Origin of the sequence: Pseudoduganella violacea (genome assembly GCF_014191875.1) — a bacterium.
Classification (GTDB): Bacteria; Pseudomonadota; Gammaproteobacteria; order Burkholderiales; family Burkholderiaceae_D; genus Rugamonas; species Rugamonas violacea_A.
Genome location: NZ_JACHXD010000001.1, coordinates 293,395 through 306,395 on the forward strand (window position 1 = coordinate 293,395; position 13,001 = coordinate 306,395).

The following is a 13,001-nucleotide window of genomic DNA, read 5'->3' on the forward strand; positions in this document are numbered from 1 at the left end:
GCCTGTCGCCAGGCCGCCGTGCATCTTAGAATGCGCCGGATTTCTTGAAATCAGCAATGGCGGCCGACAGCGCAGCTTCGGCGTCTTTGTCCAGTTGCTTGGTTTCTTCGATCTTGGTCAGCAGAGCAGCGTGCTTGGCTTTCAGGAACGAATGCAGACCAGCTTCAAAGGCCAGCACTTGCTTCACAGCGATATCGTCCAGGAAGCCCTTGTTCACGGCGAACAGCGATGCACCCATCAGGGAGATCGACAGCGGCGAGTACTGGGACTGCTTCAGCAGTTCGGTCACGCGGGCACCGCGGTCCAGCTGCTTACGGGTCGATTCGTCCAGGTCGGAAGCGAACTGCGCGAACGCAGCCAGTTCACGGTACTGTGCCAAGTCGGTACGGATACCGCCGGACAGGCCCTTGATGACCTTGGTCTGGGCAGCACCACCCACGCGCGACACCGAGATACCGGCGTTAATCGCAGGACGGATACCGGAGTTGAACAGCGAGGTTTCCAGGAAGATCTGGCCGTCGGTAATCGAAATCACGTTGGTCGGCACGAAGGCGGACACGTCGCCAGCCTGGGTTTCGATGATCGGCAGCGCGGTCAGGGAACCGGTCTTGCCTTTGACTTCACCCTTGGTGAAGGCTTCGACGTAGTCGGCGTTCACGCGGGCTGCGCGTTCCAGCAGACGCGAGTGCAGGTAGAACACGTCGCCTGGGTAAGCTTCGCGGCCTGGTGGGCGGCGCAGCAGCAGGGAGATCTGACGGTAGGCAACAGCTTGCTTGGACAGGTCATCGTACACGATCAGGGCGTCTTCGCCGCGGTCGCGGAAGTATTCGCCCATGGTGCAGCCGGAGTAGGCCGAGATGTACTGCATGGCAGCGGACTCGGATGCCGAAGCGGCCACCACGATGGTGTATTCCAGCGCGCCGTGCTGTTCCAGCGAACGCACGATGTTCTTGATGGTCGAGGCTTTTTGGCCGATCGCCACGTAGATACAGGTCATGCCCTGACCTTTTTGGTTGATGATGGCATCAACCGCAACGGCGGACTTACCGGTCTGGCGGTCGCCAATGATCAGCTCACGCTGGCCACGGCCGATCGGCACCATGGCGTCGATCGATTTCAGGCCGGTCTGCATTGGCTGCGACACCGACTCACGGGCGATCACGCCGGGGGCGATTTTTTCGATAGGGGAGGTCAGCTTGGCGTCGACCGGACCTTTGCCGTCGATCGGCTGGCCCAGGGCGTTGACCACGCGGCCGCGCAGTTCAGGACCGACTGGCACTTCCAGAATACGGCCGGTGCACTTGACGGTGTCGCCTTCCGAGATGTGCTCGTAAGCACCCAGAATCACGGCGCCGACGGAGTCGCGCTCCAGATTCATGGCCAGACCAAAGGTGTTGCCTGGGAATTCCAGCATCTCGCCTTGCATCACTTCGGACAGACCGTGGATGCGGCAGATACCGTCGGCAACGGAAATTACGGTGCCTTGGTTGCGCACTTCAGCGCCGCCATCAATGCCTTGAATCCGGCTCTTGATCAGCTCGCTGATTTCAGATGGGTTGAGTTGCATACTAACTCCTAAATGTTTTCTCTCAGCTTGCGCGAGGGTATATGGGTCTGCCGAAGCGGGTGCGAATTACGCTACCAGCGCAACACGCATCTGTTGCAGCTTGGCGCGCACCGAAGTGTCCAGCACTTCATCACCTACCACCACGCGCACGCCACCGATCAGCGATGGGTCGACCGTGACGCTTGGGTTGAGCTTGCGGCTGAATTTCTTTTCCAGCGTGTTGACCAGCTCAGCCGTTTGGGCTGCGCTCATATCGAATGCGCTCGTGATCTCGGCATCGGCCGCGCCTTCCGCGCTGTTTTTCAACAGCTGGAATTGGGCGCCGATTTCCGGCAGCAATTCAATACGGCCATTTTCGATCAGCATCGACAGGAAGTTCTGCGCTTCCGCGTTCAGCGGAGCCTTCACCAATGCTTGAATGGTCGCGGCAACATCGCTATCCGACACTTTCGGATTGCGTGCATACGACAGCACCTCGGGGTGGCTGCCGACCTGGGCCAGTTCGGACACCAGATCGGACCACACCGCGAGGTTGCCGGCTTGGGCTACGCGGAAGAGGGCTTCCGCGTATGGACGAGCGACGGTTGCGAGCTCTGCCATAATTACAGCTCGGTCGCAAGGCGCGACAGCAGGTCGGCGTGGGCCGACGCGGTCACTTCGCGCTTCAGGATTTGCTCGGCGCCCTTGACGGCCAGATCGGCGACCTGGGCGCGCAGTGCTTCGCGGGCCTGGGTGATTTGCTGGTCGGCTTCGGCCTTGGCTTGCGCAATGATGCGGGCCGCTTCGGCTTGAGCGTTGGCTTTGATTTCTTCAGCGATCAGCTGAGCGCGTTTTTCAGCGTCCGCAACGCGCTGCGAAGCTTCGTCGCGGGCCGAAGCCAGGGCTTCATTGGCGCGCTTTTCAGCGAGCACCATGGAAGCCTGGCCCTGGTCGGCAGCTGCCAGACCGTCGGCAATACGCTTGGCACGCTCATCCAGCGCATTGTTCAGCGCTGGGAATACGAATTTCATCGAGAACCATACGAGCACCGCGAAGGTGATCATCTGGCCGATGAGAGACATATTGATGTTCATACCTTGCTCCTAAAAAGAGTTTCCCCGGTTGGAGCGTGGATTACTGAGCTGCTGCGGTGGCCAGGGCGGTCAGGAATGGGTTGTTGAAGGTGAACAGCAGAGCAACACCAACGCCAATCATCGAGATCGCATCCAGCAGACCAGCGATAACGAACAGCTTGGTTTGCAGTTGTGGCATCAGTTCTGGTTGACGTGCCGAAGCTTCCAGGAACTTGCCGCCCAGGATAGCGAAGCCGAGTGCGGTACCGATGGCGCCCAGGCCGATGATGATGGCAACTGCCAGAACGGTCATGCTTTGTACTTGTGCGATCAGAGCTTGCATTAGATTTCTCCTAATTTAAAAAACGAAAGATACTAAAAAAACAAAATATAAAGTTGCTGATTAATGCTTCTCAACCGCGAGGCTAAGGTACACAACCGTCAACGCCATAAACACAAAAGCTTGCAGAGTTACAATCAAGATGTGGAAGATTGCCCATGGACCACCCAGCAGCCACTGTGCCCACCATGGCAACAACGCGATCAGGATGAAAATCAGTTCGCCGGCATACATATTGCCGAACAGTCGCAGCGACAGCGAAATTGGTTTGGCCAGCAATTCCAGCATCTGGAACAGGAAGTTGATCGGGGCCAGCAGGATGGCTGCCGGACCGTGCGCGTGGAACGGCGCAGTGAACAGTTCTTTACCCCAGCCGCCGATGCCCTTGGCCTTGATGGAGAAGCCGATAATGCACAGCAGGACGCCGATCGACATGCCGAAGGTGTGGTTCACGTCGGCGGTCGGCACGACGCGCAGCTTGTGCACGCCGAACAGTTCCAGCACGCGCGGCAGGGCGTCAACCGGCAGGAAGTCCATTGCGTTCATCAGCCAGACCCAGACGAAAATGGTGATGGCGAGAGGAGCGATCACGGCGCTTTTCGCGTGGAAGGCGCTGTTGACGGTGTCATTGACCAGCTCCATGACCCATTCAACGAAGTTTTGCAGCTTGCCCGGCACGCCAGCGGTGGCGCGGCGCGAAGCCATGGAGAAAATGCCCAGGAAAACCAGGCCGAGAATGGCGGAAACCCAGAACGTATCCAGATTGATGGTGCCGTCCGCGCTTTGCAGGTGCGAAAGGTGGTGTTGGATGTATTCCGTGGCATTTGCCGGGCCTGCGTGGCCAGTAGCGTGTTCAGTGGTCATAAGTTGAAATTAAGATGATTAAACCGCGAGTAATGACAACCAATACGCCATGGTCGCCACCACAAAACCCAAGATCAGCCATAACCAGGCGGCCGACTGAAACAGCACCAGTGCCAAAATAAACAGCACTGCTGTGATAAAAATTTTTATCAATTCGGCACGAAAATGCGTCCGAAAAGCTTGCTTGGCGTCAGGGTTCCCCTTGGCCACCATCAGCGCGTACACCAGACTCCCGGCGACTGCGATTGCGCCGCCCATGGCGGCGGACCACCCTTTGCTTTCGCTCGCAAAATACGCGGTGGCGGCGGCAAACAGGACGGCGATGGCGAATTGCAGGGCAACTACTCGGTACACTGGTTTGGCAATGCTTTGCGAAGAATCACTCACTTGCCACGTTCCCAGAGATAGCCTATTGACCCAAAGACACGGGATTATAGGTTGGTTTCGGGAGCTGCGTCAAACATGCTGCGGCGCAGCATGGCACCGCAAGCAACATTGCTCGCTTTTGGGGGATGCGAAGGCTGGGACATGCACCAGTTTGGTGCATGTGACCTTGCTTAAATTGTAGGCTCAGCCGCGCAGGCGGGCGAGCACGCCGTCCAGAATTTCCAGATCGGCGAAATCGATAATCATTTGACCACGGCCCTTATTCCCCATCTTGAACACGACCGGGGTGGCCAGGGCGTCGGACAACTCTTCCTCCAGGCGCAGGATGTCGCCCGATTTCTCGCGCGGCTTGGCCTGCTCCTTGGCCGACTGCTCTTCCTGGCTGCGCTGGACCAGTTTTTCGGTCTCGCGCACCGACAGCCGTTTCGCCACCACCAGATTGGCCAGCGTGATCTGGGTGGCGGCATCGACCGCCAGCAGCGCGCGCGCATGGCCCATATCGATGTCGCCCGCCATCAGCATGGTTTGGACCGGCGCGGCCAAGTTCATCAGCCGCAGCAGATTCGACACCGCGCTGCGCGAACGGCCCACCGCATGGGCGGCCTGTTCATGGGTGAAGCTGAAGTCCGTGATCAGACGATGGATACCTTGGGCTTCTTCCAGGGGATTCAAGTCCTCGCGCTGGATATTTTCGATCAGGGCCATGGCGGCGGCCGTGGTGTCGTCCACATCGCGCACCAGCACCGGCACGTTTTCCAGGCCGGCCAGTTGCGCGGCGCGGAAGCGGCGCTCGCCGGCGATGATCTCGTACTTGGTCTTGCCGTTGGCCTGACCCACCGGGCGCACCAGGATAGGCTGCATGATGCCCTGGGTTTTGATGGAGGCGGCCAGCTCGGTCAGGCTGCCCTCGTCCATGCGGGTGCGCGGCTGGTATTTACCGGCCTGCAGCTGCTCGATCGCCAGTTCGTGCGGCTTCGCATCGGAAGCCGGGTTGGATGGATCGCCGTCGCCGCCAAGCAGCGCATCGAGGCCGCGTCCGAGGCCTTTGAGTTTTTTCGTTGCCATTGAGGGGAATTCCGTAATTACATTTTCTTGATGCGTTTGACCATCTCGGCGCCGAAGGCGATATACGCCTGGGCGCCCTTCGAAGCCGGATCGAAGGTCACGCCCGGCATGCCGTAGGACGGCGCTTCGGCCAGGCGCACATTGCGCGGGATGATGGTCTTGAAGACCTTGTCGCCGAAGTGCTGCTCCAGCTGGGCCGAAACCTGCTGCGACAGCGTCATGCGCGGATCGAACATCACGCGCAGCAGACCGATGATCTTCAGATCCTGGTTCAGGTTGGCGTGCACCTTCTTGATGGTGTTGACCAGATCGGACAGGCCTTCCAGCGCATAGTACTCGCACTGCATCGGGATGATCACGCCATGGGCGGCGCACAGGCCGTTCAGCGTCAGCATGGACAAAGCGGGCGGGCAGTCGATCAGGACGAAGTCGTACTCCTTGTCCACCGCGGCCAGCGCATCCTTCAGGCGGCGCTCGCGGTTATCCAGCTGCACCATCTCCACCTCGGCGCCGGCCAGCTCGCGGTTGGCGGGCAGCACATCGAAGCGCCCCGCCTCCGAACGCTGGCGCGCCGTGACCACATCGGAGTTGCCCAGCATGACTTCATAAGTGGAAGCCTGCAGGCCGGCCTTGTTGATGCCGGCGCCCATGGTGGCATTGCCTTGCGGGTCCAGGTCGACCAGCAGTACGCGCTGGTTCAGTTTGGCCAGGCCGGCGGCCAGGTTCACCGTGGTGGTGGTTTTGCCCACGCCGCCTTTTTGATTCGCTACGCAGAATATTTTCGCCATGTATCTTCTTGTTCTGTTTATACCGTTTATACGATATAAATCATTTATACAGTTTATTCAATTTATACCGTATAAACGATTTATACTGTTTATATAGTTAAGCCTTGCCAATGAAAACCAGGTGGCGTTCCGCGTCCAGTCCCGGCACCTGCAAAGCCCGCAATTCCCGCACCTGCCACGGCTCCGGCAAGCGTTCCCTTTCCTCCGCTGGCGCCGTGCCTTTCAAGGCGATAAAGCGTCCGCCCTCGCCCAGCAGGTGGCCGGACCAGTTGACGAAGTCCGACAAGTCGGCAAAGGCGCGCGAGGTGATCACGTCGAAGGCTTGCTTGACCTCCAGCTCCTGCACTTTCTTGGTGTACACCGTGACATTGGCCAGCTTCAGCTCCGCCTTGACCTGGGTCAGGAAGGCGGTTTTCTTGTGCACCGTATCGATCATCGACACCTTCATATCCGGGCGGGCGATGGCCAGCACGATGCCCGGCAAGCCGCCTCCCGCTCCCACGTCCAGCACGTTCTGCGCGCCCTCGAAGGCGGCCACGGCCGCCAGGGAATCGAGCAGATGCAGGGTCAGCATCTGCATCGGATCGCGCACGGAAGTCAGGTTATAGACTGCATTCCACTTGTTCAGCAGAGCCAGGTAATCCAGCAATTGCTCCTGCTGGGCCTGGTTTAAATCGAGTTGCAGGCCGTCCAGGCCATTCTTCAGCATCTGCGCCAGCGCGGCGCGGTCGAACAACCTCATTGGACCGCCTCGTCTTTCAGCGTGACGAAGCCGCCATAGCCGGCTTTCTTCAGGTGCACCAGCAGCAGCGAGATCGCCGCCGGGGTCACGCCCGAGATGCGCGAAGCCTGGCCCAGGGTTTCCGGACGGTGTTTCGCCAGCTTTTGCCGCACTTCGATCGACAGCGCGGCGATGTCCAGATAGTTGAAACCTTCGGGCAATTTCAGGTTTTCGTAGTGCTCGTGGCGCTCCACTTCCTTGATCTGGCGCTCGATATAACCGGCATATTTGAGCTGGATTTCCACCTGTTCCTGCACCGCCGCGTCCTCCACGCCGGGGCCGCCGAGGTTCTGGCCTTCGGCGCCGGTCAGCGTCACCAGGGTATCGTAATCCACGTTCGGACGGCGCAGCAGGTCGGCCAGCGAGTATTCGCGCTCGATGGCCTGGCCGATCACGCGCTCGGATTCGGCCGCCGCCACGATGCGCGGATTGACCCAGGTGGAACGCAGACGCTCCAGTTCGCGCGCCACGGCCTCGCGTTTGCGCTCGAACGCTTCCCATTGCGCATCGCCGACGCAGCCCAGCTGGCGGCCGATTTCGGTCAGGCGCATATCGGCATTGTCCTCGCGCAGGCTGAGGCGGTACTCGGCGCGGCTGGTGAACATGCGGTACGGCTCCTGCACGCCCTGGGTGACGAGATCGTCCACGAGCACGCCCAGATAGGCTTCCGAACGGGCCGGGGTCCAGGCGTCCTTGCCCTGGGTTTGCAGCGCGGCATTAATGCCCGCCAGCATGCCCTGCGCCGCCGCCTCTTCGTAGCCGGTGGTGCCGTTGATTTGGCCGGCGAAATACAGGCCGGAAATGGCCTTGGTTTCCAGCGATGCTTTCAAGCCGCGCGGGTCGAAATAATCGTATTCGATGGCGTAGCCGGGGCGCAGGATATGGGCGTTTTCCAGGCCTTTCATCGAGCGTACCAGGGCGATTTGCACATCGAACGGCAGGCTGGTGGAGATGCCGTTTGGATAGAATTCGTGCGTGGTCAAGCCCTCGGGTTCGAGGAAAATCTGGTGCGATTCCTTGGCCGAAAAGCGGTGGATCTTGTCCTCGATCGAAGGGCAATAACGGGGGCCGACACCCTCGATCACGCCGGTATACATGGGGCTGCGATCCAGGCCGCCACGGATGATATCGTGGGTTTGCTGGTTGGTATGCGTGACCCAGCACGGCAGCTGCTGCGGGTGCATGGCGGCATTGCCCATGACCGAAAACACCGGCACCGGATCGAGGTCGCCAGGCTGTTCCGTCATCTGCGCGAAGTCGATGCTGCGGCCGTCGATGCGCGGCGGCGTGCCGGTTTTCAAGCGGCCCTGCGGCAGTTTCAGCTCTTTCAGGCGGGCCGACAGCGACAGCGCGGGCGGATCGCCGGCACGGCCGGCCGAATAGTTTTGCAGGCCGACGTGGATCTTCCCGTCGAGGAAAGTACCGGCCGTCAGCACCACGGCGCGGCCCAGGAACTTCAGGCCGATCTGGGTGACGGCGCCGACCACGCGGTCGCCCTCCACCATCAGATCGTCCACGGCCTGCTGGAACAGCCACAGGTTCGGCTGGTTTTCCAGGCGGGAACGGATGGCCTGCTTGTACAGGATGCGGTCGGCCTGGGCGCGCGTGGCGCGGACTGCCGGGCCTTTCGAGGAATTCAGGATACGGAACTGAATGCCGGCTTCGTCGGTGGCAATCGCCATCGCACCGCCCATGGCATCGACTTCTTTGACCAGATGGCCCTTGCCGATGCCGCCGATGGAGGGATTGCACGACATCTGGCCCAGGGTCTCAATATTATGCGTCAGCAAGAGCGTCTTCTGCCCCATACGGGCCGAAGCAAGGGCCGCTTCGGTGCCGGCATGGCCGCCGCCGACAACGATAACGTCGAATTCAGTAGGAAATAACATGGTGGAAAAATTGGGTAAATCGGGGAGTTAAGACCAGATTATAGAGTCTTTTTGCGGCTGCGAATTTTTTAGGCAGAAATTTTCCTCGCGATTGTTCCACGTGAAACATAAAAAAAGCGCCGGCGAAGCGGCGCTTGCTTGGTCGCCGAGTCCCCTACTCGGCTGTTCCACGTGAAACAATCACCAACGTTGCCAGGCATCGAAGCCCGTCTTCACGATCAGGATGGTCACCACCACCAGGAAGATACGGCGCACGAAACCGCTGCCATGCTTGAGTGCAAGCTTGGTCCCCAGCAAAGAACCGAGGACCTGGCACACCGCCATCATCAGACCCAACTGCCACAGCAGATGGCCGCTATAGCCGAACCACATCAGCGCCGCCAGATTGCAGGCCACGTTGACCACCTTGGCCGCCGCCGACGCGCCGAGGAAATCGAAGCCGAAGCAGCGCACAAACAGGAAGACCAGGAAGCTGCCCGTGCCCGGGCCAAAAAACCCGTCATAAAAACCGATCAGCGCGCCAACACCGATAGCCATCACCCGCTCCTTGGTGCCGGTATGCAGCGGCGCGTGCACGCTGCCCAAGTCTTTCTTGCGGAAGGTATAGATCGCCACCGCGATCAGCACGAAGGGCAAGAGGATGCGCATGAAATCGGCCGGAATCTTGGTCACCGTCACCGCACCGAGGAAGGCAAAGATAAACGCCGTAACCGCCGCCGGCGCCGCGGCCGACCATGCCACCCTGACCCGGCGCGAATAATTCACGGCTGCAGCGGCTGTGCCAAAAATCCCCGCCAGCTTACTGGTCCCGAACAGCGTCGCCGGCGCCGTCGAACTGAACGCCGAAAACAGCACCGGAATCTGGATCAATCCCCCGCCCCCGACCACCGCATCCACCAAACCCGCAGCAAACGCCGCCACCGCCAACATCGCAAACTCAAGCATGACACCCCGCACAACATCGTTATAAGAGGTCTCACATTGTACGGAATAAACGAAATCCGTTTGCGCTAGATCAAAGAATGTCCCACCCTGGTGTCAGGCACCAGAGGCGGACATTGTTTGCGCCAAATCAAAGAATGTCCGACCTTGGTGCCTGACACCAGGGTTGGACATTTGTTGAGGAAGATCAATGCGCCTTAGTCGGGGATGTCGATGCGGGTACCGGTGGTGGTGATGGCGTTGGCGCCGGGGGCGCTGCTGAAAGCCGGCAGGTTCGCGCTGGTGATGGGGACGCTGGCGTCCGCCCGCGTTGTGGTGCGGATCAGCTGGGACGGCGGTAGTGCGCTGCTGTTCTTGAGGTTGGCGTACACCGCGTCCAGCGCCCGGGCCAGGTAGACGTGCAGCGGGACGATGTTCTTCGGATAGACGGAGCTGAAGGAGTCGAAGTGGTTGGCGTTGGTGACTTCGATGTAGCGCAGCTTGCTGCCGCTGCCTTCGGTGGCGGCGTTCAATCCGACATAAGCGCGGGCGGCGTGATTGACGGGGATCAGGGCGTCGCTGCGGCCGGAGACGATGATGGCCGGTTTGCCTTTCAGATTGCCGCTGGCCTGCACTTCGCCAATGCCGTTGCGGACCTTGGTACTGAGCGCGGCCATCTCGGGCGACAGTGCCAAGCCGCTGATGGCGTCAACGCCCAGGACCAGGGAGCGCATGCAGAGGAAGGCGTCCAGCGACAGGTCGGCTTCTCCCGTCGAGGGCGATGTGCCGAAGGCATAGGACTTCGCGCCGCCCACCGAGTTCTCATACACGGGCGTGCCGATGATGCCGTTCTGCCCCGCGAAGCTGGCCGCCCTTTGCGCCGCCGTGAAAGGGATCAGGGCGCCGCCAGCGTCCACGGACGAGAAACTGATGCCGCATACCTTGTCGATCACGGAGAAGCGTCCGTAGGCGTTCAAATAGGTGGTGGCGACGAGGATATTGGTCAGCGCATGCGCGCCTTGTATGACGTCGGTATCGGCCTGCCAGCCATAGGCTTTCAGCCGCGCCATGGCGTCGGCCTGCTGGCTGGTCAGGTCGACGCCGTTCAGCAGCCCCCTCTTCACCAGCGCCGAGCAGCGCGCCGCACTGCCGGCGATGCAGTGCTGGTATAGCGCCGCGTAGGTGGTGTAGTCGAACAGCGGCTTGCCTTGCGCCGACACCGCCGCCCCACCCTGCCGTATCGTGTAGCTGCCGGACTTGGGTTGGATCTGCGGCTCGGTCACGGCCACGGCGTCGATCAGGCCTTTGCTGTCCTGCTCCGCCGCCAGCAAGGCTGAGCCGCCGCCATTCGAAATGCTGGAGGCGATGGTCGCCGTATTCTCCGGCTTCAGGCGCACCTCGTGGCTCTTGCCGTCATCGGACAGGGCGCCGTATTTCTCGTTCAGGACATAGAAGGCAAACTCGATGGCCTGCAGCGTGACCTTGCCCCAATCCTTCTCCGGATTCTGCTGCGAGTGCGCATGCTTGAAGGCGACGCGGTTGGGATAGTCGCGCAGGAAAGCGGCGCGTTCCGCATCGCTCAGCGCCGGCGCGAAGTGGGCATCCTTGCCTGCCGCCGTGCGCGTGGCGCGCACGCCGTTCTGCAGGTTCACGCTATCGTCGTCGAAGGTGTACATGCCATTGCCGCTGCCCTTGTCGGCATAGGCCACGGCGCAGTTGTTCTTCAGCCCCCATTCGCCCGAGCTGCCGATGGCGCCATAGATCCCGCGCGAACCGCTCGACGTGCCGGTGACGATGCAGGGATTGACCGGATCGAAGCTGGCCGGCACCTGCACCAGTAAAGTCACATTCTGCTTGCCGCTGCCATCGTCGGTGTACGCCATGTACTCGGCGCCGGCGATCTTGCCCTCGCCCGGCGTCACCACGCCGGCGGCATTCACGTTCGGCCCGTACATGGTGCCGTAGCCGCTGTTGGCGGCGATATCGAGCACGGCGCGGTAATTGGCCCAGATCGCGTTGCGGCGCAATTCAGCGGCGGTGGGATTGGTCGGATCAGCGTAGGCCGGCTGGGCGCCGGCCAATCCGGTCTTGCCCAGGCCTGCGGTCAGCAGGTCGTCGCTATTGCCGTCGTAGTTCTTGACGGTGACCGCGCCGAGAAAGGATGGCTTGGTGTTGACGCTATCGGAAAAAGTGCTGCTGCAGGATGTCAGCGCCAGCATGGCGGCGCTGGCCATGGCCAGTTTTTGGATTTGCATATCGTGTCCTCATTCTTCGGTCATGAAAAAGTGGAACCAGCAACTTGCTTGCTACAAGTACCTCTGAAAAGAAAAACGCCGGACATCGTCCGGCGCTTTCGGGTCTTGCTTCAGGCAGATCTTCTTCTGCCTGTGAGGGCGACAATTTCGCCCACGATGCCTTTCCTGAACAGCAGCACGCAGGTGACGAAGATCAGACCCGTCACCATATTCACCGCCTCGCCCAGGGTATTGAACCATTCCACGCCGGTGTGCGATGCGACGAAGGTGCCGAAGTCACCCAGCTTGTTTTCCAGCGCGATGATGATGATGGCGCCGATAATCGGGCCGACCAGGGTGCCCATGCCGCCCACGAGCGTCATCAGGATCACCAGGCCGGACATGGCCCAGTGCACATCGGTCAAGGTCTCAAATCCCAGCACCACGGTCTTGGTGGCGCCGGCCAACGCGGCCAGTGAAGCCGACAGCACGAAGGCCATCAGCTTGTACTTGTCCACGTCGTAGCCGAGCGAGATGGCGCGCGGCTCGTTTTCCTTGATCGCCTTCAGGGTTTGGCCGAAAGGCGAATGCACGGTGCGCATGATGAGGGCAAAGCCGGCCACCGCGATCGCCAGCACCACGTAGTACATGGTCAGATCGTCGTGCAGATCGATCATGCCGAGCAGCTTGCCGCGCGGGACGCCTTGCAAGCCATCTTCGCCGCCCGTGAAATCGGTGAAGCGCAGGCCGGCGAAATACACCATCTGCGCCAGCGCCAGCGTGATCATGGAGAAGTAAATGCCTTGGCGGCGGATCGCCAGCGATCCCATGACAAAGCCGATCAGCGCGCCCGCCGCCACGCCGGCCAGCAGCGCCATCTCGAACGGCAAGCCCCAGTTGCGCAGCGCATTGCCGGTGGCATAGCCGGCCGCGCCGAAGAAGGCCGCGTGGCCGAAGGACAGCAGGCCGGTAAAGCCAATCAGCAGATTGAAGGCGCAGGCAAACAGCGCGAAGCACAGAAGCTTCATCAGGAAGACCGGATAGCCGACAAAGGGCGCGGCCAGGGTCAAGGCAAAGGCAATCGCATAGCCGATTTTCTTGTTCATTCCAGAC

At 60.7% G+C, this 13,001-nt stretch carries 13 protein-coding genes; all 13 read right to left on the minus strand.

The window, feature by feature from the left end; translation table 11 throughout:
* Nucleotides 1–25: 25 nt before the first annotated feature.
* A complete protein-coding gene (gene atpA, locus FHS03_RS01350) occupies nucleotides 26–1,567 on the minus strand; it encodes a F0F1 ATP synthase subunit alpha (RefSeq protein ID WP_050410377.1) in 1,542 nt (513 codons plus the stop codon).
* A 66-nt stretch (nucleotides 1,568–1,633) separates the two neighbouring features.
* Complete coding sequence (locus FHS03_RS01355) at nucleotides 1,634–2,167, minus strand: F0F1 ATP synthase subunit delta (RefSeq protein WP_183439227.1); 534 nt, start codon at nucleotides 2,165–2,167, stop codon at nucleotides 1,634–1,636.
* A 2-nt stretch (nucleotides 2,168–2,169) separates the two neighbouring features.
* Entirely contained in the window at nucleotides 2,170–2,640 is a 471-nt protein-coding gene (locus FHS03_RS01360; protein WP_050410381.1) for a F0F1 ATP synthase subunit B, read from the minus strand.
* A 40-nt stretch (nucleotides 2,641–2,680) separates the two neighbouring features.
* On the minus strand, nucleotides 2,681–2,962 hold the full coding sequence (gene atpE, locus FHS03_RS01365) for a F0F1 ATP synthase subunit C (RefSeq protein WP_183439228.1): 282 nt from the start codon (nucleotides 2,960–2,962) through the stop codon (nucleotides 2,681–2,683).
* A gap of 60 nt (nucleotides 2,963–3,022) precedes the next feature.
* Nucleotides 3,023–3,823 carry a F0F1 ATP synthase subunit A gene (gene atpB / locus FHS03_RS01370; protein WP_183439229.1) on the minus strand — a complete coding sequence of 267 codons (801 nt, stop codon included), beginning with the start codon at nucleotides 3,821–3,823 and terminating at the stop codon, nucleotides 3,023–3,025.
* A gap of 18 nt (nucleotides 3,824–3,841) precedes the next feature.
* Entirely contained in the window at nucleotides 3,842–4,210 is a 369-nt protein-coding gene (locus FHS03_RS01375; protein ID WP_183439230.1) for an ATP synthase subunit I, read from the minus strand.
* 183 nt (nucleotides 4,211–4,393) lie between these two features.
* The gene (locus tag FHS03_RS01380) at nucleotides 4,394–5,275 is read right to left on the minus strand and encodes a ParB/RepB/Spo0J family partition protein (protein WP_183439231.1); all 882 of its coding nucleotides are present in this window, start codon (nucleotides 5,273–5,275) and stop codon (nucleotides 4,394–4,396) included.
* Between the two features lie 17 nt (nucleotides 5,276–5,292).
* Nucleotides 5,293–6,063: a ParA family protein gene (locus tag FHS03_RS01385; RefSeq protein WP_183439232.1), complete on the minus strand. Its 771-nt coding sequence runs from the start codon at nucleotides 6,061–6,063 to the stop codon at nucleotides 5,293–5,295.
* A gap of 97 nt (nucleotides 6,064–6,160) precedes the next feature.
* Nucleotides 6,161–6,805: a 16S rRNA (guanine(527)-N(7))-methyltransferase RsmG gene (gene rsmG / locus FHS03_RS01390; RefSeq protein ID WP_183439233.1), complete on the minus strand. Its 645-nt coding sequence runs from the start codon at nucleotides 6,803–6,805 to the stop codon at nucleotides 6,161–6,163.
* Complete coding sequence (gene mnmG / locus FHS03_RS01395; RefSeq protein WP_183439234.1) at nucleotides 6,802–8,733, minus strand: tRNA uridine-5-carboxymethylaminomethyl(34) synthesis enzyme MnmG; 1,932 nt, start codon at nucleotides 8,731–8,733, stop codon at nucleotides 6,802–6,804. The genes rsmG and mnmG overlap by 4 nt, the downstream gene beginning before the upstream one ends.
* Nucleotides 8,734–8,913: 180 nt before the next feature.
* The gene (locus tag FHS03_RS01400) at nucleotides 8,914–9,678 is read right to left on the minus strand and encodes a sulfite exporter TauE/SafE family protein (RefSeq protein WP_183439235.1); all 765 of its coding nucleotides are present in this window, start codon (nucleotides 9,676–9,678) and stop codon (nucleotides 8,914–8,916) included.
* Between the two features lie 194 nt (nucleotides 9,679–9,872).
* Nucleotides 9,873–11,909 (minus strand): 3-hydroxybutyrate oligomer hydrolase family protein, encoded by a 2,037-nt coding sequence (locus tag FHS03_RS01405; RefSeq protein WP_183439236.1) that lies wholly within the window; start codon nucleotides 11,907–11,909, stop codon nucleotides 9,873–9,875.
* 110 nt (nucleotides 11,910–12,019) lie between these two features.
* Nucleotides 12,020–12,994, minus strand: a complete 975-nt coding sequence (locus FHS03_RS01410; protein WP_183439237.1) for a branched-chain amino acid ABC transporter permease — start codon at nucleotides 12,992–12,994, stop codon at nucleotides 12,020–12,022.
* Nucleotides 12,995–13,001 lie beyond the last annotated feature (7 nt).